Consider the following 24,030-nt stretch of genomic DNA (forward strand, 5'->3'; position numbering starts at 1 on the left):
GGCACGGGTGCGAATCAACGTTGCTCAAATCTCTGGGGACTGGGATTTGAGGAATAATGGCTGTTAGGTGTTTCACTCAAACGCCGGACTATGGCGTGGATCAAAGGATGTTTATGAAAATTTTCCTATGCAGTATGGGGGTACTCCTTCTATCGGAATCAGTATTGGCTGCCCCTTGTAAAATTTCTGAAAGTGTCTATCGAGATACTGATGGCCAAGGTTTTGAATTGGTATTCGGGGCCGCACCCACGGGGAGTCCGCTACTGGCAACCGTAACGCTTCAGCATCCAAAGCAAGTCCCACTGTATCGATTTGACCTGACCCAAGCCAATGGCTATGGTTCCATCTCCTTGATGTGGCGGCAACAACCTAAGTCTGAACGCCATAGTTTTCGCCTGAACTTTTTCAGTCAAGCCTTTCAATCGGCGACACCAGGTGTTTTTGGACGAGAACCACAGGCTCCTAAATATGCCTTTATTACAGATTTGGCAAGTTTCGACTACTATCGACGCCGAGGTGCAATCTCAAATTCAACGGCGCCTTATCTCAAGGTCGTGCTGTGGGTTCATGATCGCTGTTTGAATAACAACTAGCCTAGGCATATTGGTAGATGATTCGCGCCTGCTGTACCGTCACCGTTTCGCCCTCTACAAAAGTTGCTCGATCTGTTTCGACCAGTCCATAATTCTCAAATTCAGCGAGTTCGAAGGGCGACAAGGGCCAGGGTGGCCCCTCACACTCTTGTTCATCAGGACGAATTCGGGTAACGACAAGCAGTTGTCCTGTTTTGGCTACGAGCAGTGCGATCGCACCCACGACTTGCTGACGTAAAGGGATGGGCAAGGCCTGAATATTTCGGCATTCATAGACCAAATCAAAAGCCTGGTTCCAGCTTGGGTCTAGATGAAAAAGATCGGCAACTTGATAGTCTACTGCTGAGTGAGGAAAACGCTGGTGGCACCATGCGATCGCAGTGGGTGATACATCAAACGCAGTCACCTGATAACCATGGGCTTGCAGCGCTTCAGCATCATTCCCCAAACCACAGCCAATCACCAGGGCTTTGCTATGGGCTGGCGGTTGGGGTTGCTCGGGTAACCACATTTGTAAATAAGGATGAGCCGTCGACTTGGCCCAAGGCACCTGATCCGCATTGCCATTCGCTTGAGCATATAGGGGTTCAAACCAAGCATAGGGCTGGTTTTGGGCTTGGGCTTCCGAGGCTAAAGATTTAACCCGATTTTGCACAGAGGGGGGCTGTTCTTCAAACATATTCTTTTAGGGTTTCTTCTCAAGTATTACAGGGCAGACTAGTAGAACTGATCGAATAAACCAGCTTTGGGAGCAGGTATGGTGAATTCAGAGCATGTGCAAATCCTGGAAAAAGGGACTGAAGCCTGGAATCAATGGCGGAAGGACAACCCAACAGTGAGTCCAGACTTACAAGGGGCCAATCTGAGTGGGAAAGACTGCTGCGAGATTAACCTCAGTGGGGCCAATCTAAACCAAGCCAACCTGAGCCGCACTTTCATCCGCTGGGCTAATCTGAGCCAAGCTCAATTGATCGGCGCACAGCTAACGGGGACAGATTTAAGCGGCACCAATCTGGAACATGTGAACCTCAGCCAAGCCAATCTCCAGGGGGCAACAATGCGATGGGTAGACCTCTCCTTTGCCAATCTCACCCAAGCGAATCTCCAGGGAGCAACCCTAAGCGGTTCCAATCTCTGTCACTCCACCTTAACGGAGACTGATTTTAGACGGGCTGAATTTCGCTGGGCCGATATGCGAGGGGCCGACCTATTGGAAGCTGACTTAACCTGGGCCGATCTCCGGGGTGCCGATCTCAGATCTGCTGCCCTTGAATCTACTATTGCTATTTCTGCAGATTTTACCCAGGCCATTTTTACAGGGGCTTGTTTGCAGAACTGGGAAATCAGTATTGACACCAAACTCGATGATATTGAGTGCCTTCATATTTATCTGCAAGCAGACCAACAAGATCGTCAGCCACCGGAAGGGGACTTTACCGCCGATGTGTTCAGAAAGCTGGTGCAACCCAAGCTAGCAACTCTGGATTTAATCTTTATGGATGGTATTAACTGGCTGGCTTTTCTAACCGCCTTTCAATCGCTATGTACTAAATTTGAGCAGGATGAGATTGAAATTCGCGATGTTGAAAAAAAACATGGCGGAACTTATAGCATTCGCCTGAAGGTGGATAAGCATTCAGATCTGGAGAATATTGAAGCTTTTCTTAAACAGGCTTATGACCAACAACTCCTAACGACTAGCAAAGTTTAGACCCAGAACGCTACTAAGACTGTCGAAAAGCAAGCATATTCAAGCATCTATCCTATAGAGGCCAATGTGTTCAGGAATATGGGTTGCTTTTTGTCCCCACGCGAATAATGCTGATATTGATGCTACAACCGTACTTTTCTTTGATCAATATCGATTGGCATAAATTATCCGTGAATAGTAGAGGGGATAACTATGGGCGCATGGGGATATGGCAACTTTGAAAATGACGATGCAATGGATTGGGTCGCCGACCTAGAGGGCTATTCGGACGATGGCATGATTATCGATACACTCAACACGATTATTGACCAAGCTGATGACTATCCCGAAGCCCCAGATTGCTCGGGTGCTGTTGCAGCAGCAGAGGCCATTGCGGCGCTCCTAGGGGAACCCCACGAAGATTGCCCGGATGAAATTGATGTGTGGGCTGAGGAGCGAACCTCTCCTTCAGCTACATTGGTGGCTAAGGCAAGGCAAGCGGTGGAAGTCATTATGTCTAACTCTGAACTCAAGGATTTATGGCAAGAATCAGAAGACTTTGAGGCTTGGCAATCGAGTTTGGAAGATTTACTAACTCGACTGCCCTATTAATAAAGTCACAATCTAAAACAGTAAAAACATCCGTAAATGAAACAGGAAGGCACCACAGATACTCGTGGCCACCCTCCTGTTTCAGTAATAGAAGGCTACGTTGGTAATTTACGCTTAACTTAATGAGCTATTAGGTTAGAGTTCATTTGAATAAACACCAAAGCCATTATGATTGCGAGCGCTACTAGCAACAGTGCTCTCCTTTCTTGAACAGACAGTTTTTCACAAGGGTCAATAGGTGGTGGAGGGACAGGAATCGTTCTGTGCCTCCCAGTTCGCGGAGGATCTGGGCGCACAAAAGGCTGTACTTCATGAGTAAGCCGATTGGTAGAGGATGCTGATGGTGTTCTCCCCCGATGGGGGGGCCGGATTCTGGAGGGACGACGGGCTGGACGACTCATCGGCGACCAATCCTTCTAACATCGCCATCAAAGGTGGGTATTGATAAGACAAAAGGATCGGTTGAGTAGGTCAGGGCTTGTTCCTCTAGAATTCCAATCGCAATTTCTTCACCCATTCGCAAACTGTCGTAGTAGTCGGTGAAATAATGGACCCCCGCCATATCTCTACCAATAGAGATATTGGCTGCAAGCTTATTCAGCTCACCTTCAAGAGTTAGAAAGTCATTTATGTTCCTATCTGGAACCAAATTGCCTACAGGAACACCTCCCCCTACACCAGGGCCAGGTAGATTAGGTGCACGAAAAACGATTGGATTATCTCCATTTGCCAAACGTTTAAATGAAATATTTGGACCTGATTCTGCAAGTACTGCACTCGTATCAAAGAATGCTTTGAGAATAGTCACACAAGCCCCAGCCACAGTTGCATGACCCGCTCCATAGGCGGGGTGCATTGGAGAACCTTCTGGGAATGCCATGGGTAAGAAATAACTACCACCATTCCCAGGCTGGGCGGCAGCTGCATTTAGAGCCTCAATTACATTTAATGTGCCACCACCATTGTTTTCCAATATGTTTCTATAACCTCCCATACTTGAACTCAAAGCTGGTGGGACTAGATTGGCAGGCACGCCATTGTTAGCTCGCAATCGTTCTAGTTCAATACGAGCCGCTAACGCTTCAGGTCTCAGACGAATATGGTTATTGAATTTCTGGAAACGTACAGCCTTTAATGCGCGAGTAGCCACTTCAGTCACAAGGTTCAGAATATGAGGTCCACCATAGAGTGCAAAACCACCTGCATTACGCCGAGTTGCGGCATTACCTGCAGCTTGTCCTCCACCAGACAAATGATCAAAACTAGGATCAAAGGGAGTTCCCATTTCTAGCAAAATGATGCAGGCATTAAGATAAGCTTCGTAAAGCGCATCGTAATGAACGTAAGTTGCTAAATCTCTAGGAGTTGAGATAAAGCGACGTGGTGGGCGATTCGGTTGAAGAACAGGATTCCCATTCGTGGGACCATAGGTTTCTCTTGGAGGACGAATACCTCGCTGTGCCTGAACGTATTCAGGCATATTTTGCATATAATCTCTGCCTGGTTCTGCAATAGGCACTTTTTGATTGATTTGTAGAGCACCATAGGTAATTAGCCCCTCATCAACACTGCCTCCGCCAACACCGTTAGGATCTCGATTAAGGTCAGTATTACCAATCAGTAGAAACTGCGACAAATAGGGACCGACTCCTACTCCTGGAGATGAACCTCGAAATACAGTTTGTGCGTCCAGTTGGCCAGTACCACTGACTAGACGGGGGCGTCCAGTTTGGTTGCCAATGTAATCGAGAGCATTGAGGCGCACTATCGATTGATTAATAGAAGTATTAGCTCCTCCAGCTTCAAAATCATTGAAAGGTTGGTCACGGAGAATAGCTAATTCATACACCTCTGCCATTTCCAGAACCAGCTCTGGATTAGGATTGCCACAGCCATCTAATAAGGGTGGGGCTGGTGGCATGGTTACGGCTTGGGCATCAGGTCCTTCTAAGTCAAAAACAACCCCAGCCGTTGGGGCCTCCCATTGTCTAAAGTTATTGGGTAGAGGTGGTGGAGGTACAATCGGTTGTACTACCCCGGCAACAACCTCATATAAGGCACCATGCCGAACTGGCGTAGAAAAAGGATCGATAAAGCCGTCATCTATGGCTCGGCGGAATTCAACGAAATCATTGGGATCGGCTAGTAATCCGGTGTCGGGATGGTGGGGAAGTCCTTTTGTGAAGGACATAAAATATTGTGCGCCAGCATATCGTTGTTCATCGCCGTTGGCCTGATGGTCAGGATGATTTCGACTTCTAGCTAGCTCTGCGGCTTCAACTCGAACTGCATAGGAATCTTGTCGACGATCTGTCATAGAAATCTTCCTTTGGTATCTGTAGAGTAGTCAGTTATGTACTTCTGGATAAGCTGTCAGGTATTGACTGAAAAATTATGCGATTTTAGTAAAACATCACATTTGAGAAAGTGGTTTTAGAGTTTGCCCTTACTGATAAGCACTAGGGAATAAATATCGTTAGCTCACCCTATTGATGTGATATTCAGCTACACGGTGGCTGTTAGGCCTAGCTGCTTCATCAACGAATAAGAGAGATAGAAGTATCTTTGAATCATTGGTTCTCTATAGTGTTGAGATTATGTGCGATAGGGCGTGAGAGATAGTGTTGAACTTTTTGTTAAGTTCCAATTTCTATCATTCCTGTGAAAAACTGTTTAGGATTTAATTATGGTTAGGTAAAAGTCAAAAATTTATGTTTTTGTTGTATTTATTTCATGACCGTTTATTCATTGATTTGTTTCTGCATCGTTAAACAAAAATAAGTACTGAAGGTGTTGACAAAAAATTGCTTGCATAATGACAGCTAGGCAGATTACGGCCTGAGCTATATTCTGGGAGCGAATTTGTGCCAATCGAAATAGGTCCGCTTGTTGGGGCGATCACAAAAATTGCCACACCTATTGCAGTCACTAAACTGCAACGGAATGAGGCCGTGATTAAACTGCTCAAGCAATTTGGTCTGGATCCTGAACACCCGCCTGCTGACTTTAGTGGTGTGTATGCCTATGCTCTAGTGGAATATTGTGTGGGCAAGCCTCCGCTGATGTTGGAGTTATTGCGGCAGGACGAAATTCGCCAGATTTTCAGGGAGTCATTTGAGCAAGATAATCCGAATATTCTGCTAGCTGAAGGGGAGCGTTATGTTCATGACTTTGCCTTAGGAGATGAGATTAGGGCTAAGGAAATTGACTACCCGCTTGAATTTGCACGTTTCAGTGCCATTTTTTTAGAAGTTGTCAATCGGACGAAAAAGCCTGCAGAGGTCAGACGCGATCAGAATATTGCCAATCTTCGTGATGGGTTAGATTTTGTCCAAGAACGACTTAATCGATTACCAACAGTAGAAGCGATGCGAGCAGAGATGGCTCGCTTGGTTCCTCAAGCTGAACTGATGCTGCCAGGTGATAGCTCTGGGTGTAAAGAGAGTTGCCGAGCATATAGTCTGGCTCAGCAAATGCGCGGGTGGTTTGAGACGTTGGACTATGAGTTTGAGTCTTATGAGGCTTGGGAGGCAAACTACTTTGAGTGGATTATTACTTATCGGGTGAGTCGGCGGCGGTTTAACCGTGTGCTGGTGAGAGGTGTGGATGGCGAGGGTGGCGTTGCAGATATTGAAGCTCTAGCGCAGTCGGTAAAAGGCCAACGTACTGATGAAGGATGGTTGGTGAGTAGTCGCCGATTGAGTCAGGCAGCAAAGGATTTGGTGGCCCAAACTGAGAATGAGTGTTTGGAGTGTTATACCTTTGATGAATTGTTGGATCAGGATGCAGATTTTAGTGGCTATTTGACTTGGCTGGAATCGGAGATTCTGAGCCGGAAGATTGATGAACAATATGTACCCCTAGCCTGCACGAAAGAAGAATTTAGTCCTCAAACTCAGCAACGAATTGCGTTAAGTCGATATGGCGAAGGAAATGGTTGGATTGATGGCTATGTGGATGTGTGGTTGGATGACCCTGCCAAAGAACATATTTCTGTATTGGGAGAGTTTGGAACAGGAAAGACTTGGTTTACGCTGCACTATGCCTGGAAGGCTTTGCAAGACTATCGCGAAGCACAGCAACGAGGAACTGAGCGGCCTCGATTGCCTTTGGTGATTCCGCTGCGGGACTATGCCAAGGCTGTGAGTGTAGAGTCGCTGTTTTCGGAGTTTTTCTTTCGCAAGCATGAGATCCCGATTCCGGGATATTCGGCTTTTGAGCAGCTTAATCGAATGGGGAAGCTGCTGCTGATCTTTGATGGCTTTGATGAGATGGCGGCGCGGGTGGATCGGCAGCAGATGATCAATAACTTTTGGGAGCTAGCCAAGGTCGTGGTGCCAGGGTCAAAGGCTATTCTGACCTGTCGGACAGAACATTTCCCGGAAGCCAAGGAAGGGCGAGATTTACTGAATGCTGAGTTAAAGGCTTCGACCGCTGCCCTAACAGGTGAACCGCCTCAATTTGAAGTGCTGGAGCTGGAAAAGTTTAATGAGGAGCAAATCCGGCAAGTGCTGTCCTTTCGAGCGGATGAGGAATCGGTGCAGCAAATTATGGGCTATCCCCAGCTTTTAGATTTGGCCTGTCGCCCTGTGATGACGGAGTTGATTTTGGATGCGTTGCCGGAGATTACTGCTGGCAAACCAATCGACTTAGCTCGGGTGTATCTGTATGCTGTGCGGCGGAAGATGGAGCGGGATATTAAGGCAGAGCGGACCTTTACCTCCTTGGCGGATAAGCTCTATTTTCTGTGTGAGCTGTCTTGGGAAATGATCTTGTCGGATCAGATGCGACTGAACTATAAGCTTTTCCCAGAAAGGATTCGGAAACTATTTGGCCCGGTGGTACAGGAACAAACGGATCTGGACCATTGGCACTACGACATGATGGGGCAGTCGATGCTAATTCGGGATGCAGAGGGAAATTACAGCCCTGCCCATCGGTCACTGCTAGAGTTTTTTGTCGCCTACAAGTTGGTGGCCTTGTTGGGGGTTTTGGCTCCTGATTTTATTGAAATTGCTCAGGAGCAACCCCATGTCGATCAAGCGTTACTTCCACAGGAATATGGCTGGTGGGATTATTGCCAGCGACAAGTGGATGAGCAAGGTACTATCCAAAAGATTGCTCCTTTACTTCGGTTTAGATCTGGAGATAGGGAGAGTCTTCAGCCATTGCTAGTGCCTGCCCAATTGGCTAAGGCGATTTTAGATTTGGCTGTTCCAATGCTTGATTCAGCCCTAATGGTGGAACGGTTGCTTCCCCAAATTCAAGCTACTCGGGGACAAACTCAGGAGCAGGCAGGGTATTGGGGTGGTAACCTAACGCAGCTTTTGGTTGATAACAATCCTTGGGCGTTGGAAACCCATGATTTGAGCAACACCCATTTACAAGGGATTGATTTTGCAAATGTCAGCTTGCTACGAGTGAATTTAGCCAGAGCTAGCTTGGCAGAAGCCCATTTAAATAAAGTTCTAGGGACCATTTATACCATTGCTGTTAGCCCTGATGGTCAACTGTGGGCTATCGGAGAGGGCAACGGCAGACTGCAGATGTGGGATGCCAGTACCGGACGAGTGTTGTGGATTCGACAAGAACATTCTGCAGCAATTCAGTCGGTGGCCTTTAGCCCCGATGGCCAGCGGATTGTCAGTGGCAGTAAGGACCAAACCCTCCAACTCTGGGATGCCCAGGGCAACCCCATCGGCCAACCCTGGACAGGCCATACAGCTGGGGTCTTGTCGGTGGCCTTTAGCCCCGATGGCCAGCGGATTGTCAGTGGCAGTAATGACCAAACCCTCCGACTCTGGGATGCCCAGGGCAACCCCATCGGCCAACCCTGGACAGGCCATACAGCTGGGGTCTGGTCGGTGGCCTTTAGCCCCGATGGCCAGCGGATTGTCAGTGGCAGTAATGACCAAACCCTCCGACTCTGGGATGCCCAGGGCAACCCCATCGGCCAACCCTGGACAGGCCATACAGCTGGGGTCTTGTCGGTGGCCTTTAGCCCCGATGGCCAGCGGATTGTCAGTGGCAGTTATGACCAAACCCTCCGACTCTGGGATGCCCAGGGCAACCCCATCGGCCAACCCTGGACAGGCCATACAGATTGGGTCTGGTCGGTGGCCTTTAGCCCCGATGGCCAGCGGATTGTCAGTGGCAGTAATGACCAAACCCTCCGACTCTGGGATGCCCAGGGCAACCCCATCGGCGAACCCTGGACAGGCCATACAGCTGGAGTCTTATCGGTGGCCTTTAGCCCCGATGGCCAGCGGATTGTCAGTGGCAGTAATGACCAAACCCTCCGACTCTGGGATGCCCAGGGCAACCCCATCGGCCAACCCTGGACAGGCCATACAGCTGGGGTCTGGTCGGTGGCCTTTAGCCCCGATGGCCAGCGGATTGTCAGTGGCAGTAATGACCAAACCCTCCGACTCTGGGATGCCCAGGGCAACCCCATCGGCCAACCCTGGACAGGCCATACAGCTGGGGTCTTGTCGGTGGCCTTTAGCCCCGATGGCCAGCGGATTGTCAGTGGCAGTGATGACCAAACCCTCCGACTCTGGGATGCCCAGGGCAACCCCATCGGCCAACCCTGGACAGGCCATACAGATTGGGTCTGGTCGGTGGCCTTTAGCCCCGATGGCCAGCGGATTGTCAGTGGCAGTGATGACCAAACCCTCCGACTCTGGGATGCCCAGGGCAACCCCATCGGCCAACCCTGGACAGGCCATACAGCTGGGGTCTTGTCGGTGGCCTTTAGCCCCGATGGCCAGCGGATTGTCAGTGGCAGTGATGACCAAACCCTCCGACTCTGGGATGCCCAGGGCAACCCCATCGGCGGACCCTGGACAGGCCATACAGCTCAGGTCTGGTCGGTGGCCTTTAGCCCCGATGGCCAGCGGATTGTCAGTGGCAGTGATGACCAAACCCTCCGGCTCTGGGATGCCCAGGGCAACCCCATCGGCCAACCCTGGACAGGCCATACAGCTCAGGTCTGGTCGGTGGCCTTTAGCCCCGATGGCCAGCGGATTGTCAGTGGCAGTGATGACCAAACCCTCCGGCTCTGGGATGCCCAGGGCAACCCCATCGGCCAACCCTGGACAGGCCATACAGCTGGGGTCTTGTCGGTGGCCTTTAGCCCCGATGGCCAGCGGATTGTCAGTGGCAGTGATGACCAAACCCTCCGACTCTGGGAGGTCGATACGGGCAAATGTTTAGCAGTCGTTCAAACAGGTTTATGTGGTGATATGAACTTTAGTGGCGCTCTGGGTTTAACAGAAGCCCAAAAGATGGCCTTGAAAGCGATGGGGGCTTACTGTAACGAATAGTAGTCCCCGCACCTTTGCCAATGGATATGCTTCAGTTAACAACCACCAGTATTCTGCTCACCCCTAGCTCTCTACAATCTCAACGGCGGAAGTCAGTTCCTTAAGCTCATCTGCCGATAGATCAGACACGATCGCATAGTGAAACTCACCATCACTCCAAAACACCCCACCCGGTCCATCTTGAATCGCTAGGTAAAGCTTCTCTGGCGTTAACTGGGGCAGTTCTGGTTTCTGGGAACGGGCAATTTGGTAAAACGATACCTGGCCATGTTGCTCCGTATCGTACATGATACGGACTCCCTTGGCCTTACCGAAGGTACAAACACTTCCCCCCAATAATTTAGAACTCATTTGGGAAAGAATCGGCATTGCCGAGGGCATGGGAGCCTGCGCTCTCAGTAGGGTCGCCAGCTCCATTGGTTGATTGCTGGGAATATCCACCGCCTTCAGCCCTTTTTTCAAGGACTTACGATGATCCACCAAGATTTGTTCTACCCCATGCCAGTTCTGATTGACGAACGTATCGGTGGTGGTAATGACAACATTCCTGGGAGTCGCCTGGTGCGTCGTGGGTGGCAGGGTTGCCATCAGATTTTTCTGCTCAGCTAACTCCTGCTGAACCTGAGCCAATTGGTGCTGAAAATGAACCGTCTGCACACCCAGAGCCACCGTGGTGACTGCCGCAATACTTCCAAAGATTTTGGCCCAAGGGCGGGGGGCTTTTGGACTCGCTGTTCGCTGGGCAGGCGTCATAGGTTTGGTCTGGACCGCCGACTGCATCATCTGGTCCCGAGCCGAGGGTTGGGGCTGGGCTTCAGCCAGAGCAAAGGGCAATAGATCCAAGGTTTCTTGTAGCCCTGCCACCTCTTCCCACAAGGTAGGATGCTCGACCGCTAACTGTTGAAACTCAGCCATCTCTTCCGAGTCAAGGTTGCCAATCACATAGCCAGCAGCGAGTTCTTCAAATCGGTTGTGAGGGATAGGATCGACCATCAGATTAAAGCTCCATTTGCGCTTGTAGAGACTGGCGAAGTTGAATCAGTCCCTTCCTCGCCCAGGTTTTGACCGTGCCTAATGGCTTGTCCAATTGCTCAGCAATTTGAGACTGACTGTATCCCCCGAAATAGCTGAGTTCTAATACTTGTCGATACTCACTGGGCAGTTCTGTTAAAGCCTGCTGGAGGACTTGGCGCTTTTCCGACTGACTGGCATGGTCCAAGGGGGTGAGAGAAGGCTTGGGCGACAAACTTTCCTGCCACTGGGACAAAATGCGACGACGATTCCCCTTCATCCGCAGTCGATCGATGGCTCGCGACCGAGTGACTGTAGCCAAAAAGCTCGATAGGGAGCCTCGACTGGGATTAAACGTACAGCGTTCCCACAGGCCCAGAAAGATCTCTTGCATTAAGTCTTCCGCTTCTGGGGAATTGCCCAAAATTTTATAGGCCAGGGTATAGACCAAACTGGAATAGTGATCGAACAGATAGCCTAGAGCATCTAACTCCTGGCGCTTAATTGCCGCAACAAGTTCAACGGCATCTGCATAGTTAGCAGGAGGAACAGGGCGATTCTCCTCGGAGGATGGGTTGGGTTGAGGAACTTTCAAAAGCATTTGCCCACAGCAGGGTTGCACTCATTCTATATACGAGTCAGGTTTGCGATCGGATGTCGGTATCGCCAATTATTTTTTGACCACATCCAATTAACTCACTGGCTCGTACTGAAAGTAAGCCCAAAAAAAAGGGGGCATGGTTGCCCCCTAACATCACTTTATTTCTAGGACCCAGATTATCATGGCAATTCATGCAAAGCTAACCGGATGTCTTCAAGCCATAACTTCTCCGGCTGTAGCAAGTGATGATGCTTAGGGTTATAGATGGTCTCTTCTCCTCTCCCTCATATTGTGGTTATTGGCGCTGGTTTTGGCGGCCTGCAAACGGCGGTTTCCCTGGGAGGAGCAACTGCTCGGGTCACTTTAATTGACCGGAATAATTACCACACCTTTGTGCCGCTACTCTATCAAGTGGCAACGGCAACCTTGGAGCCGGAGTGGATTGCATTGCCCATTCACAAACTGCTGCGTCGATATAAAAATGTTCAGTTTGTTCAGGGCAATGTTGAGACGGTTGACTTAACCGCTCGGCAAGTGCGAACCAAGCAACTGACATTGCAATATGACTATCTGGTGCTGGCTACAGGGAGTCAAACCCATTTCCAGGGGGTGCCGGGGGCAAAGGAACATGCTTTTCCATTACGGAGTTTGGAAGATGCGATCGCACTCAAGCATCATCTCTTACAGTGCATTGAACGAGCCGCCCAAACCTCAGATCCAGCCGAACGACGTCAGTACCTCACGATCACGATTGTGGGAGGTGGGGCCACAGGCGTTGAAATGGCGGGAGCCTTAGTGGAACTCTGCCATCAGTCTTGGCCCAAAGACTATCCCTGGCTTCGGGATGATCCAGTCCAACTGCTTTTGGTGCAGTCAGGCCCGGAACTCCTCCCTGAATTTCCTCATCCATTGCGAACTTACACCTATAAAAAGCTCGCTACTTTAGGTGTAAACATTCAGGTGCAGACCAAAGTCGCATCTGTTCATACCACCCATCTAGACCTGGAGAGTGGTGCCTTTATTCCCTGTGCGACCACCCTTTGGACCGCTGGGGTGAAAGCAGTCCACCCTCCCACAGAAACGCTACCCCTGGAGAATCGGGATAAAATCTCGGTTCTGCCTACCTTACAACTGCAGCAGTATCCCGAGGTCTATGCCCTCGGTGATACCGCCCAAGTTCCCGGTCAGACTTTAGCAGGCGTTGCACCCGAAGCCTTACAGCAGGGTGTGTGTACCGCCCGAAATCTGCGCCGTCAACTCAAAGGTCGCTCTCCCCAGCCCTTTCGATATCTCAATAAAGGCCGATTGGCGATCATTGGCTGCTTTTCTGGAGTAGGCAAGATTGGCCCCTTCCCCATTCGGGGTTTTCTGGGTTGGTTTCTCTGGTTAGCCGTCCACCTGGTCTATACCCCTGGCTATCGCAATCGCCTCATGATCTTGATGACCTGGCTGCAATCCTTTAGCACCCGAGATAAATTAGCGCGGCAATTATTGACAAAGTCTCATGCTAAATCTCCCGTCCAATTTAAGAGGTAGAGACGTTTTATGGTCCTTCGCGTCCTGTCCCCAGCCCCACATAGAGTTCTGCTAGATCAAGAACTCAGAACATCAACAGCTTTGGCCCCAGCCAGGCTGCTCTACCCAATCAATATCTTTTGCTTTTAACCATCATTTAGAGGATCACCATGACCCCAACTTCTACGGATTCCAATCTCTCTATGCAACAGTTTGCCTTATTGCTGTTACGCCTAGTGGTGGTATCGATCTTCCTCTACCACGGATTTCCCAAAGCAATTAACTGGGCCATGGCAGGCGAGAAATTTATTGGCTTTGGCTTACCCGGATTTTTAGGTCCGATTACAGGCATTGTGGAAGTGATTGCCAGTGTTCTGATTCTGATTGGGATTCAGAACTTCTGGGCCAACTGGGTGTTGGTGGCAATTATGGCAGGTGAGATCGCAACGGTTCAATTCCCCAAAGCCTTCAGCGAAGGTGCTTATATCGCCGGTCTAGAACGAGACTTAATGATTTTGGTAGCCTGTGCCGTATCCGCCGCCTTTGGCCCCGGTGCCTTTGCCCTCAAGCAGCGCTAAAACCCTACCCCATTAGAATTGGGTCCCTGTCCCTTTCTCCACTGGGAAATTAGCCCTACGCCAAGCTTTGATATCTCCCTCCAGATGGTAGATCTGAGCAAAGCCTGCTTTTAGGAGCGCTGTTTCCGCAATCTGAGCACGAAATCCTCGCTCGCAGTAGATAACAACATCTTGTTCAGCAAAAGTCTGCAGATCTTTAATCCGTGTGGGTACATCCTGGAAATAAATCTGAATAGCCCCTGGGATATGCCCTGCCTCATATTCTTCGACCGTACGCACATCCAAAATAACGGGAGGATTACCTGCTTTAATTTGTGTCAACAGTTGGGTTGGGGTGATCAGTTCATGGGCATCCCAACTCGGGGCACAGGCGGTTGTCCCCAGTATCACAACGATAGCGGGTACGACTCCACGAATGATGATCGAATCTCGGCTTTGCATCCTTCAAGTTTGGGTAGATTAAATGAGCTTCAATAGTTCACTAGGGGTATGGATCAGTGCATCAGCACCTGCTTGTTCTAACTCCGCTAAACTGCCGTAGCCCCACAAAACCCCTAGACATCTGGTAAATCCTTGCCCCGCTGCCATATCACTAGCACGATCGCCAATCATCCACAGATCTGTATGCTCCTGCTCTTGAATATCACGTAATAGCTCAGCTTTATTGCGATCCAGTCCACAGCCCCAAACATCTATAAAATAGGGACGCAATGCAAAATAATCAATCACTGCTTGAGCAATATCTGTCGGTTTAGCCGTCACAACATATAGGCGATGCCCTTGATTTGTCAGTTCCTTGAGCAGGTCTGGAATCCCAGGATATAAGATATTTTCGGTATAGCCGATGGTTCTATATCGTTCTCGATACAGAGCCACCGCTTGGCTAATGACTGCCTCATTTTCAGTATTCAGCAACTGAGCGAACGTCCTGCTTAGAGGAGGGCCAATATACTGCGTCAAATTATGGGGGGCTATGGTGGAAACCCTGAGATTTTCTAGGGCGTAGTTAATTGAGGTTGTGATGCCTTGAGCCGGGTCACTCAAGGTTCCATCCAAGTCAAATGCGAGTACGGTCATCGATAATATCTGTACTTCAATCTGGACTAACCTTTTGCCCGGCAACCCGTTTCATGGAAGCCTGCCCGTCTCTTGAATCGTTAGAACATCAAGGTGCAACAGGCTGCACTTTAACTTCTGAGGGAGCAAGCTTGATGGAGCTGAGGATGGATCGATTGGTTGCAGCCAATTCATTATAGAAATCTACTTTTTGGGTATAGGTTTCAAATTGCTGATTGAACTGCGAGATCCGAGACTGCAATTGTTGGGCTTGCCAGTTGAACTCCCCCACTTCAGCATTAAACCGCGATCGGGCCTGCTCGAAATCATTCACTAAACGATCATCTCCCCGACTCAGGGAGGCTTCAGCCTGCAGTTTCAAGTTACCCAGATTGGCCTTCATGCGCTCCAAATCTCGATAGCTAGCCTTTAAGTCATCTTCTGTGCGCTGAATATAGTCTTTTTCTTCTTGCAAATTGACTTCCAGACGATTCAATTCAGGTTCTAACTGATCAACCTGGGACTCAATTTCGGATAGGACACTGCGAGAGCGGTCTGAAAAAACCACTACTTGTTTGCGATCGCGAAAGTACTGCCGATAATATTTCTCCAATTCTGGATCGCCCAAGTTCGCTAAGCTCGTGCCCAAATGGGAATGTAGCTCATTGACATAAAGATCTTGATCACCCGTTTCATACTCTTTAAGCACCGCCAATAAATGTTCATCCTTCACCTGTTTTGCGGCCCGTTTCAATTGGGATGCCAGTTGCGATCGCTCTTTGTTACCCAGCTTTTGATAAGCCGCATGGAGCATCTCATGGGCCGCCACCATTTCCATCATTCCATCCAGCCGCGGATCGGTGACTGACTGGATGATGATCGAGCCTTCATAGCCGTTACTGGTAAAACATCCCAGCAGAATGGTTTTCTCCGTATTATGTCCTGCTTTTCTACAGAGCTTATGGAATATTTTCTTGGACTCAATTCTTGGCTCTTGTTTATAAAACAACTGCTGAGCCTTTGGCGTCATTGTCGTATCGATCGCCAACTTTTCAATCTTCGGTGAGGATGGCTTGTAGATTTTTGGCGCTAATTGAGCACAACTACTTAACCATCCACCCCCCACCACAATCCACAGGGAAACGGTGAAAATGGGGTGCCAGGATTTCTGCATCTGATATGGATCGGTGAGGAGTGTCTTAACTCAAGATAGACAAGTTTTTGGGCCAATATGACTCAAAAGTGATTTTGAGTCATCAGCACCAGGGGGCTATCCTCTCATCAGTGATATAGCTTTTCCCCCACTGCAAAGGTGCTGTTCCCTGCATCACTCTATAACGTGCTGAACATCACCGTTGTATTGAGGGAGGGATCACGGTGCCAAAGGGTGAAATTGAGGACTATAGCCATAACAAGCTTATTCACAACCGCAACGAACCAGGAGAAAAGCATGAAGCTAACTCACCGAGCCCTTTCTATCCTCTCGATTTCCTTTATGTCTCTCATGGCAGCTGCCCCTGTCTTCGCAGCTCCCGCCTATTTGGTGGGGCAATCTGGAAGTCGGATCAATGTTCGGTCCTCCCCTAGCACTTCAGCTTCTTCTCCTCACTACGGCATCGCGGGCGATCGCGTGCAAGTCATTGACGCAACCTATAGTGATGATGGCTACCACTGGTATTACGTTGAGTTTACCTCCGGTGCTCGCGGTTGGATCCGAGGCGATTTAGTGAATGTACAGGCTCCTATTGGTTTCAATGGCTTCTAGTCAGTCCGTTGTCACCCAACAATCCGATAGGGGATAGAAAAAGTTTCATAATTTTGCACCCATAAGCTACAAACACTGCACATTGGATAATGCGATGGTTTTCTGCCATCGCATTTTTATTGCAAACCCTGAAGATCTCTGTAGTCGTTATTAGTTTTGATTCTGTCCCCAGATTCCCTTTCAGATCCCTATCAGAAACGCCTCTTAGAAGCTCTAAGCTGCTACAGGATTAAAGTTCTTAGCTTGATTTAAACCCTACAAAGATCGTTGGCCAAGAGACCAACAACAACATGACTAAGTTTGCAGCCCAAAACAGAACCACAATGCGAAAGGCAGCCAATGGCAAAGAAGACAATGTTAACCGTCCAAATCCATCCACTAGTTGCCACAAGCGAAAAGCTGTATAGAAAAAGCCAATGGGGACCACAATACTGGGTACCAACTGTCGGCTCAAGAAACCTTCAGAGAATATTTGAATCACCAATGTCAATAAATATCCACCCCAGAATAACCGCGAGGCAGGTTGATTCCAAGCCTGAAGAAGCAGAATAATAGGCAACAAAATTCCAGCAACCCAGGCTAGCAGTAACCACCCTCTTAGAAATTGCAGTTGGCTGGTACTAAACCCAATTTCTGCCGTGAAGGGTAAGTATTGAGCTTTAACGCCAAAACCATAGCCAATCATTAGGATTGTCGTCAATAGGATAAAAAGAGCAATAATCAATCCATTTTTATTTATCATCTACTCTAAGATGTGAAAAGTACTTTTCTACAAATACAAGAAATTGATGCTGTTTACACACTATGGGAACATGTCATCTTCTTGAAAGAATATCTAAACTGCGCTCAAACCCATTAAATTGGCAGTGATTGAAGAACGTAAAACTAGAGAAATTATTTTTTACTTTCAAAATAAAAAATAATTCTTATAGCGCTTTCTTCAGACTTATTTATATAAATTGATTCCTAAATCCACAACAAATGATTATTATTCTACTGGAATAGAAATCAAAAAAGTCGGGTTGATTACTAGTAGTGATCAGCTAAAAAGACTAAAGAGAAGGGGGTAAGTATAAATTTATACTTACCCCCTTCTCTTTAGTCTTTTTAAAGAACTATTTGTGAGTCGTCATATAGACAATTTTTTTATTATTACTCACTAACCAAGTGGACGACAAGACAAAGTTCTTAAACTAAAATAGGCGCTATCGGCATCACAAACTGTGGATGTTTTAACAAGCACTGCAAATATTAGTCCTACGACAAATAAGCTTACAACTGTAACAATAATTGTCGTAATCGCCGACATATTGCCGTTTTCGATAGCAGCGTTATTTTTTGAACTAGCCATAATTAAAATCCCGTAATGATTAAGAGTAAATAGGGGTTTAACAAGTGAATTTTCAAAGCTTGCACTTGTCTATCTTTTTGCAAGAGCAACTTAACCATATAATCTGAGGTTAGAGGTTCGCGAACAAGTTGCACAAAAATTAATATTAATATTTGTAAAAGCGTATCTGTCGTTTCTGGACTCTATTCTGTGTATAGAGCTGATTCAAGGAGCAGATTTCTCTGCAACTCACTCCCTATCCGTCATCTCGTCAAAGCAAATTAAACTGCCTCCAGTCTTTGGTCACCAGACTAAATATGAGAGATCTCTACTCATACTCAGTCCTATAAGTGGATCCCAATATGCTTGCCCGGTTGAAGGGATGTTTGTGGCCCTATCTAGCAAAGCCCTCAGTCAAAACTCACCTAATATCCAGTATTTAAAAATATTTTGAAGTTTTTGTCCCTAGAATACTACTTAAAAAAACTACTCATTAAATAAAATAAGAAGAGATAACCTAATATTAATTTCATTAGTGTTTCCTAGGTCTTGCGGTGCAGGAGTACAGCACTGAGTATGAGAGGAAAGCCACTCGTTTTACCCGTGAGACTTGAAGGGCTTTAAGTAATCTGAACAGCTGGTTGGATACAGTTTCAACTTGAGAAAGCAGATAAGCTTTCTTGAAGCCGTTCCTATCATTGATGGTGCATAACCTCAATTCTTCAGGGATGACTCAGTATTACCATTACCTACAAGCCATTTTTGAGGCCAATCGCTATTTTATGGCAATGTTGATGGCTGAAAAAGATCATACGCCGCAGACACAGGAAACCTCTTACAGTTCTCTCAGCCCCATTGACTAAGAGAGAACTTCATATACTGAACCTAATCTAGAGCAACGACAGACGACAGAATGCCAGGACGTACACACCGTCTACCCAAAAATACTACCGAAAAATTCCACAGCTTCCTTAAGTGAAGTAATGAAGGTATCAATCTCTTCACGAGTGTTGTAGAAATAGAGACTCGCCCGCGCTGTAGACTGCACCTTAAGATGTCGATGCAAAGGCTGAGTGCAGTGATGTCCCGCCCGAATCGCTACGCCCGCTTGATCTAAGATCGTCGAGAGATCGTGGGGATGCACATCCCCTGCGGTAAATGACGCTAGTGCAGCTCGACCTGTCCCATCTGCTTGGGGTTGAGGACCATAGACTTGCACTTCAGGAACTTCGCGGAGCCGCTTGAATAGATAACCTGTCAGTTCCGCTTCATAGGCATGAATTTTATCCATACCCACTTGAGTCAAATAATCAACCGCTGCGCCTAGACCCACAGCTTCACCAATGGCAGGGGTACCCGCCTCAAACTTATGGGGTAAATCTGCATAGGTGGCATGGTCTAGGAACACATCAGCAATCATCTCGCCGCCCCCTAAGAAGGGAGGCATACTGCGTAGCAAATCGAGCTTGCCATAGAGAAAGCCGATACCCGTAGGGGCACACATTTTGTGGCCGGAAGCAACTAGCCAATCGCAGTCCATCTTTTGAACATCGATGGGCATATGAGGGACGCTCTGGCAGGCATCGATGAGGACTTTGGCACCGTATTGATGTGCGATCGCAATAATCTCTTCCACCGGATTCACGCAGCCCAAAGTATTAGATACATGCACCACACTCACCAGCTTTGTGCGATCATTTACCAGGGTTTTGAACTGCTCTAAGTCAAAAGCTTGATTTGCGTCTAGTTCCACAAACTTCAGCACCGCCCCCGTCTTCTGGGCTACCAACTGCCAGGGGATTAAATTGCTGTGGTGTTCCATCACCGACAGGATGACTTCATCCCCAGCTTTGAGGGTGCTCAATCCCCAGCTATAGGCCACCAGGTTAATGCCTTCGCTGGCATTGCGGGTATAGACAATCTCCTGGCGAGAAGCGGCATTTACAAAGGCTGCCACCTTATCCCGTGCCCCTTCATAGGAATCCGTTGCCCGACCGCTGAGGGTATGAACCCCGCGGTGGACATTGGCATTATCCTGTTCGTAATAAGCCTGTAACGCATCCAACACGGACGTCGGCTTCTGAGAGGTCGCCGCACTATCCAAATAGACCAACGGACTATCCTGAATTTGCTGATGCAAAATAGGAAAGTCAGGACGAACCTGAAGGGCTAGAGACTTTTCTTGGATGGCAATCATAGGTGCAGAATCACAAATCTAACGTATTTGGGACAATACAGCGTTCAGCAAAGTCTGGCGCTGTTCAGCAATGGGCAATTTTTCAATAATTTCCGCCGCAAACCCCTCGACCAGCAAATCGCAAGCGCTATTGCGGTCTAACCCCCGGCTTTGTAGATAAAAAACTTCTTCATCGTCCAGCTGACTCACCGTAGCCCCGTGGGCGCACTTGACATCGTCAGCAATAATTTCTAGCTGTGGCTTCGTGTCCACCCGTGCCTTGGCCGACAGCAACAAATTGCGGCTAAGCTGGCTCGCATTGGTCTGCTGGGCCAGTTTGGGCACAAACACTCGGCCATTAAATACCGCTCGGGCACGATTATCAACGATGCACTTATGCAACTGCTGGGCCGTACAGTGGGGACCTGTAAAGGATAGATCAGAATGGGTATCGGCGACCTGCTGATCCACCGCTAGGGTCAATCCATTTAAGGTGGTATCCGTCTGTTCCGCCGTAGGCACCACCACGGGGTTATGGCGAGACATCTGTCCCCCCAGACTCAGGCTCGTCAGGGCATAGCGACTATCACGATCCTGGGAAACCGCCGTTGTACCAATATGAAATGCTGTTTTAGCCTCTCGCTGAATCCGATGGTGATGGATCTGAGCATTTTGCCCCAAGCACACTTCCGTTACCGCGTTCGTGAAGTAGGACTCTGCCTTGACCGCCACATATTCTTCAATCAAGGTAGCAGCGCTATTCGCTTCAGCCACCACCAGCCCTCGAGGAGAGGTGATGATCGGAGTATCCCCTGTCGTCAAATACAAAAGATGAATGGGCGCTTCAACCATCTGATTTTTGGCAATGTGCAAGACCGCACCATCGGCAAAGCTAGCAGTATTCAGGGCCGTAAAGACTTCCGTCATTCCCGGCTGATGTCCTAGCTCAGCTAGACTATCGGCATTCGCTAAGGTGCTGACCCTCAGGCCCGCAGGCAAATTATCAACAGCAGATAAATCAGGGGCAAAAAAGCCATTGACAAAGACCAACCGCACGGGGGCATCTGCCAAGATAAAGGCGTCAATCTCTTCTAGGGATAGCGATGCGGCAGTTGGAGCTGCAAAAGAAGTTTTGTACAGGCCCGACAAATCCGTAAATCGCCAGTCCTCATCTCGATTACTGGGGAGTCCCCGTTCTTGAACAATACTGAGGGCGCTATCTCGCACCTCTGACAATCCGGTCAGGCTGGGCCGCTGGGCCAAAAGATGGTTTAAATAAGCTTGCCGATCCTGCACTGCTGACAAGCTAGGCGCAACAGCTTCTGGGTTTACTTCTACGGTCATTAGACTGCCACCTCCTCTTGCTTCACCCAGTCATAGCCTTTGGCTTCCAGCTCTTGGGCCAGTTCCTTGCCACCCGTAGTCAAGATTTTGCCTTCGGCCATCACATGGACAAAGTCGGGGACAATATAGTCCAGCAACCGCTGATAGTGGGTAATCATCAGGGTAGCGTTGTCGGGCTTGGCAAGCTGATTCACCCCATTGGCAACAATCTTGAGGGCATCAATATCTAAACCTGAATCTGTTTCATCCAGAATGGCTAAGGTGGGTTCTAAAAGGGCCATCTGCAAGATTTCATTGCGCTTCTTTTCCCCGCCAGAAAAGCCTTCATTCACACTGCGATCGAGGAAGGCCGGGTCCATTTTGACCACGTCTAAGCGTTCCCGCACCAAATCATCAAAATCAAAGGCGTCTAGCTCTTCTAGACCTTCATGCTGGCGCTTGGAATTGCAGGATACCCGTAGAAAGTCGAGGTTGCTCACTCCAGGAATTTCTAAGGGATATTGAAAGGCCAAAAACACACCTGAGCGGGACCGTTCTTCCGGCTCCAGCTCCAGCAGATTCTGTCCCTTGTAAATTACCTCACCTCCGGTAACCGTATAGGCGGGATGTCCAGCCAATACCTTAGAAAAGGTGCTTTTCCCAGAGCCGTTCGGCCCCATAATGGCATGGATTTCTCCCGCCTTAATTTCTAGATTCAACCCCTTCAGAATCGGAGTTCCACCCACATCTGCCGTCAAGTTACGGACGGACAGAATCACATCGCTATTGTCAATAATCACGCCTGAACCTCAAACTGCGTCTAATATTTAATGTCAGTGGGAAATCTTATCCCACACTTCCTTCTAACTTCAGGCTTAAAAGCCGATCGGCTTCTACGGCAAATTCCATCGGCAGTTGATTAAATACATCCTGACAGAAGCCGCTAATCATCATTGACACAGCATCTTCTACGGAAATACCCCGCTGGGCAAAGTAGAAGAGCTGGTCTTCCCCAATCTTGGAAGTGGAGGCTTCATGTTCCACCTTCGTTTGGTTGTTTTGCACCTGGATATAGGGGAAGGTATTGGCCTCAGCATCACTGCCAATCAGCATGGAATCACACTGGGAGTAATTGCGAGAACCATCGGCCTTCGGCCCCATTCGCACCAAACCGCGATAGCTATTTTGGGAGCGGCCGGCGGAAATTCCCTTGGAGATAATCGTGCTGCGGGTGTTTTTGCCCACGTGGATCATCTTGGTGCCTGTATCAGCCTGCTGCAGATTGTTGGTCAAGGCCACGGAGTAAAACTCACCGACGGAGTTATCCCCCACCAACACACAGCTGGGATATTTCCAGGTGATGGCCGATCCGGTCTCCACCTGGGTCCAAGAAATCTTGGAGTTCTTACCGGCACAGAGCCCCCGCTTGGTCACAAAGTTATAAATCCCCCCCTTGCCATTTTCATCCCCCGCAAACCAGTTCTGGACGGTGGAATATTTAATGTCGGCATCATCCAGAGCCACCAGTTCCACCACGGCTGCGTGGAGCTGATTGGTATCGAACATGGGGGCGGTGCAGCCTTCTAAGTAGCTGACTTGACTACCCTCTTCCGCAATAATTAGGGTGCGCTCAAACTGACCTGCTCCTTCGGTATTAATCCGAAAATAAGTAGACAGTTCCATGGGGCACTTGACGCCCTTGGGAATATAGACAAACGAGCCATCACTAAACACGGCCGCATTCAGGGCCGAGAAGAAATTATCGTTAATGGGAACGACGCTGCCCAGATATTTTTCCACGAGATCGGGATAGTCATGGAGGGCCTCGGAAATGGAGCAGAAAATCACCCCTTCCTTGGCTAAGTCTTTGCGGAAGGTGGTGGCCACGGACACACTATCAAAGACCGCATCCACCGCCACATTGCTCAATCGCTTCTGCTCAGACAGAGGAATGCCTAATTTCTCAAAGGTTTCTAAAAGAACCGGATCCACCTCATCCAGACTTTGCTTTTTCTCTTCAGGCTCTTTGGGAGCCGAGTAATAGGTGATGTCCTGGTAATCAATCGCCGGATAATGAACATGGGGCCAATCGGGTTCACTCATCTTGAGCCATTGACGATAGGCTTTCAGACGAAAATCGAGCATGAACTGTGGCTCATTTTTCTTAGCTGAGATCAGACGAACAACGTCTTCGCTGAGTCCCTTGGGGATCGTCTCAACTTCAATGTCCGTGACAAAGCCGTATTTATAAGGTTGATTAACCAGATTCTCAACGGATGCGGTCATGGGGTGTGTTCTCTCAGGACGGGTAGCGCGCGTGTATAATCGAAAAAACAACAACTGTGTTGTTCAACTTCATCTTAGAGTACTTTAGCAACAAACATGTTGTCAAAGTCGAGAGAAATTGTTGTAATGGGTTACACCGTGAACTGTTTCGGTTGGGGTTCTGTCACCA

General features: G+C 48.6%; 21 protein-coding genes. 8 read left to right on the plus strand and 13 right to left on the minus strand.

What is annotated here, in order from left to right; translation table 11 throughout:
* The first annotated feature begins 113 nt into the window (after positions 1–113).
* The gene (locus I1H34_RS18235; RefSeq protein WP_212662411.1) at positions 114–593 is read left to right on the plus strand and encodes a hypothetical protein; all 480 of its coding nucleotides are present in this window, start codon (positions 114–116) and stop codon (positions 591–593) included.
* A 1-nt stretch (position 594) separates the two neighbouring features.
* On the opposite strand, the gene I1H34_RS18240 is transcribed toward I1H34_RS18235, so the two are convergent.
* Positions 595–1,272: a class I SAM-dependent methyltransferase gene (locus I1H34_RS18240; protein ID WP_212662412.1), complete on the minus strand. Its 678-nt coding sequence runs from the start codon at positions 1,270–1,272 to the stop codon at positions 595–597.
* Positions 1,273–1,350: 78 nt separating this feature from the next.
* Between I1H34_RS18240 and I1H34_RS18245 the strand changes: the two genes are divergently transcribed.
* On the plus strand, positions 1,351–2,304 hold the full coding sequence (locus I1H34_RS18245; RefSeq protein WP_212662413.1) for a pentapeptide repeat-containing protein: 954 nt from the start codon (positions 1,351–1,353) through the stop codon (positions 2,302–2,304).
* Between the two features lie 192 nt (positions 2,305–2,496).
* A complete protein-coding gene (locus I1H34_RS18250) occupies positions 2,497–2,895 on the plus strand; it encodes a DUF4259 domain-containing protein (protein WP_212662414.1) in 399 nt (132 codons plus the stop codon).
* Positions 2,896–3,292: 397 nt separating this feature from the next.
* On the opposite strand, the gene I1H34_RS18255 is transcribed toward I1H34_RS18250, so the two are convergent.
* Entirely contained in the window at positions 3,293–5,212 is a 1,920-nt protein-coding gene (locus I1H34_RS18255) for a vanadium-dependent haloperoxidase (protein WP_212662415.1), read from the minus strand.
* A 547-nt stretch (positions 5,213–5,759) separates the two neighbouring features.
* Between I1H34_RS18255 and I1H34_RS18260 the strand changes: the two genes are divergently transcribed.
* Positions 5,760–10,220 (plus strand): NACHT domain-containing protein, encoded by a 4,461-nt coding sequence (locus I1H34_RS18260; protein WP_212662416.1) that lies wholly within the window; start codon positions 5,760–5,762, stop codon positions 10,218–10,220.
* A 63-nt stretch (positions 10,221–10,283) separates the two neighbouring features.
* On the opposite strand, the gene I1H34_RS18265 is transcribed toward I1H34_RS18260, so the two are convergent.
* Together I1H34_RS18265 and I1H34_RS18270 are read right to left on the minus strand one after the other, a co-directional pair.
* Positions 10,284–11,213 carry a hypothetical protein gene (locus I1H34_RS18265; RefSeq protein ID WP_212662417.1) on the minus strand — a complete coding sequence of 310 codons (930 nt, stop codon included), beginning with the start codon at positions 11,211–11,213 and terminating at the stop codon, positions 10,284–10,286.
* Positions 11,214–11,217: 4 nt separating this feature from the next.
* Entirely contained in the window at positions 11,218–11,832 is a 615-nt protein-coding gene (locus I1H34_RS18270) for a sigma-70 family RNA polymerase sigma factor (protein ID WP_212662418.1), read from the minus strand.
* A gap of 264 nt (positions 11,833–12,096) precedes the next feature.
* On the opposite strand from I1H34_RS18270, the gene I1H34_RS18275 reads away from it, so the two are divergent.
* On the plus strand, positions 12,097–13,368 hold the full coding sequence (locus tag I1H34_RS18275) for an NAD(P)/FAD-dependent oxidoreductase (protein WP_212662419.1): 1,272 nt from the start codon (positions 12,097–12,099) through the stop codon (positions 13,366–13,368).
* A 149-nt stretch (positions 13,369–13,517) separates the two neighbouring features.
* The gene (locus I1H34_RS18280) at positions 13,518–13,925 is read left to right on the plus strand and encodes a DoxX family protein (protein ID WP_212662420.1); all 408 of its coding nucleotides are present in this window, start codon (positions 13,518–13,520) and stop codon (positions 13,923–13,925) included.
* Between the two features lie 12 nt (positions 13,926–13,937).
* Here I1H34_RS18280 and I1H34_RS18285 read toward each other — a convergent pair whose 3' ends face one another.
* From I1H34_RS18285 to I1H34_RS18295, 3 genes are all read right to left on the minus strand, one after another.
* Positions 13,938–14,366, minus strand: a complete 429-nt coding sequence (locus I1H34_RS18285; protein WP_212662421.1) for a rhodanese-like domain-containing protein — start codon at positions 14,364–14,366, stop codon at positions 13,938–13,940.
* Positions 14,367–14,384: 18 nt separating this feature from the next.
* Positions 14,385–15,002: an HAD-IA family hydrolase gene (locus I1H34_RS18290; RefSeq protein WP_212662422.1), complete on the minus strand. Its 618-nt coding sequence runs from the start codon at positions 15,000–15,002 to the stop codon at positions 14,385–14,387.
* An 88-nt stretch (positions 15,003–15,090) separates the two neighbouring features.
* On the minus strand, positions 15,091–16,155 hold the full coding sequence (locus I1H34_RS18295) for a hypothetical protein (RefSeq protein ID WP_212662423.1): 1,065 nt from the start codon (positions 16,153–16,155) through the stop codon (positions 15,091–15,093).
* Positions 16,156–16,431: 276 nt separating this feature from the next.
* On the opposite strand from I1H34_RS18295, the gene I1H34_RS18300 reads away from it, so the two are divergent.
* On the plus strand, positions 16,432–16,746 hold the full coding sequence (locus I1H34_RS18300; protein WP_212662424.1) for an SH3 domain-containing protein: 315 nt from the start codon (positions 16,432–16,434) through the stop codon (positions 16,744–16,746).
* Between the two features lie 238 nt (positions 16,747–16,984).
* On the opposite strand, the gene I1H34_RS18305 is transcribed toward I1H34_RS18300, so the two are convergent.
* Both I1H34_RS18305 and I1H34_RS18310 read right to left on the minus strand, forming a co-directional pair.
* A complete protein-coding gene (locus I1H34_RS18305) occupies positions 16,985–17,446 on the minus strand; it encodes a hypothetical protein (RefSeq protein WP_249369375.1) in 462 nt (153 codons plus the stop codon).
* A gap of 459 nt (positions 17,447–17,905) precedes the next feature.
* Positions 17,906–18,097 (minus strand): hypothetical protein, encoded by a 192-nt coding sequence (locus tag I1H34_RS18310; protein ID WP_212662426.1) that lies wholly within the window; start codon positions 18,095–18,097, stop codon positions 17,906–17,908.
* Positions 18,098–18,777: 680 nt separating this feature from the next.
* Between I1H34_RS18310 and I1H34_RS18315 the strand changes: the two genes are divergently transcribed.
* Positions 18,778–18,939, plus strand: a complete 162-nt coding sequence (locus I1H34_RS18315; RefSeq protein ID WP_212662427.1) for a hypothetical protein — start codon at positions 18,778–18,780, stop codon at positions 18,937–18,939.
* 71 nt (positions 18,940–19,010) lie between these two features.
* Here the strand turns inward: I1H34_RS18315 and I1H34_RS18320 are convergent, their stop codons facing one another.
* From I1H34_RS18320 to sufB, 4 genes are read right to left on the minus strand one after another with little or no spacing between them, the layout of a single operon-like run.
* A complete protein-coding gene (locus tag I1H34_RS18320; protein ID WP_212662428.1) occupies positions 19,011–20,273 on the minus strand; it encodes a SufS family cysteine desulfurase in 1,263 nt (420 codons plus the stop codon).
* Positions 20,274–20,291: 18 nt separating this feature from the next.
* Complete coding sequence (gene sufD, locus I1H34_RS18325; RefSeq protein ID WP_212662429.1) at positions 20,292–21,596, minus strand: Fe-S cluster assembly protein SufD; 1,305 nt, start codon at positions 21,594–21,596, stop codon at positions 20,292–20,294.
* Positions 21,596–22,375 (minus strand): Fe-S cluster assembly ATPase SufC, encoded by a 780-nt coding sequence (gene sufC / locus I1H34_RS18330; protein ID WP_212662430.1) that lies wholly within the window; start codon positions 22,373–22,375, stop codon positions 21,596–21,598. The genes sufD and sufC overlap by 1 nt, the downstream gene beginning before the upstream one ends.
* Positions 22,376–22,421: 46 nt before the next feature.
* Positions 22,422–23,861 (minus strand): Fe-S cluster assembly protein SufB, encoded by a 1,440-nt coding sequence (gene sufB / locus I1H34_RS18335; RefSeq protein WP_212662431.1) that lies wholly within the window; start codon positions 23,859–23,861, stop codon positions 22,422–22,424.
* Between the last annotated feature and the right edge of the window lie 169 nt (positions 23,862–24,030).

It is taken from the genome of Acaryochloris marina S15 (assembly GCF_018336915.1).
Lineage (GTDB): Bacteria > Cyanobacteriota > Cyanobacteriia > Thermosynechococcales > Thermosynechococcaceae > Acaryochloris > Acaryochloris marina_A.